This is a genomic window from Bacillus sp. AP50, from assembly GCF_040492675.1.
Taxonomy (GTDB): domain Bacteria; phylum Bacillota; class Bacilli; order Bacillales; family Bacillaceae_G; genus Bacillus_A; species Bacillus_A cereus.
Genome location: NZ_JBEUTW010000761.1, coordinates 1 through 985 on the forward strand (window position 1 = coordinate 1; position 985 = coordinate 985).

The window sequence follows — 985 nt, forward strand, 5'->3', positions numbered from 1 at the left end:
TGATTATATGAATAAATTATTACTATCGTGTTTATTAGCTACATTCTGTCTAAATATCGCAGGATGTTCTAATGATATGACTATACTAAAGGATAGTTCTAAACCTTCAACACCTACGAAGGCGAAATGCATTAACAAAGCTTGGTACAAAAAACATATGCCATGTAATAGGTTATGCTAAAGATCATAAGGCGAATATGAATGTATATAGTAAACAACATATAAAAACATTGTAATTAATTGTTATAAATCTACCTAAAAAGACTATCAATAATGGTGGTCTTGTTTATATTGGTGAGATTGTACTAGGATGATAGAATAGATTTAACTGTATGACGTAGGGTGGGTGCTGTCCTTTCTCTTTTTTATGTAGAGGGAAAGTAGGTGACTCCTATGATGGAATATTTACTGTCTTTGCTACAGAATTTATTGAAAGTATTTCTAGGAATTATTGTTATTGGTTATGGAAACAAGCTAGTGAATAATATTAGCAAAACGCAAAAGAACCTCCCTACGCCGTCGGAAGCAAAAGGGAAGTTCTAGAAAAAGAAAATAAATTTATTTAGTAACTACCCGCCTTACGGCAACAGTTACCAGAAGAGATGTATCAAGCATCTCTTCTTTTATTATATACCCAAGGTATTACTGTAATACTACTGTAGTAATAATTATATCAAACGAAGATAAAGTAATCTAGCAACTTGACCACGTGTAATACTATCCACCAAAATCATATGTACCATTTTCCATAACCAGCTACTTTACTTTCCCTTTTTATATCTATGTTTTCTTTATATAACCAAATGGTCAATAAGAATATCTTTAAAGATTGTATCTGTCCGTAGATTTGCTAAAGATATTAAAGTTGTTGCTGCAAATACTGCACCTAAAAGTTGTTTCATTTTCTCACTATTTCCCCTTCTTACCCTAATTATTTTTGCGAATAAAAATATCCTTTATTTCCTAACACAAATCACTTATATAT

General features: G+C 31.0%; 2 protein-coding genes. Both read left to right on the plus strand.

What is annotated here, in order from left to right; all coding sequences use genetic code 11:
* Positions 1 to 181 (plus strand): hypothetical protein (locus ABWK52_RS29245; protein ID WP_353772372.1); only part of this gene is annotated, 181 nt, incomplete at its 5' end.
* Positions 182 to 396: 215 nt separating this feature from the next.
* Positions 397 to 543 carry a hypothetical protein gene (locus ABWK52_RS29250; RefSeq protein ID WP_176520023.1) on the plus strand — a complete coding sequence of 49 codons (147 nt, stop codon included), beginning with the start codon at positions 397 to 399 and terminating at the stop codon, positions 541 to 543.
* Positions 544 to 985 lie beyond the last annotated feature (442 nt).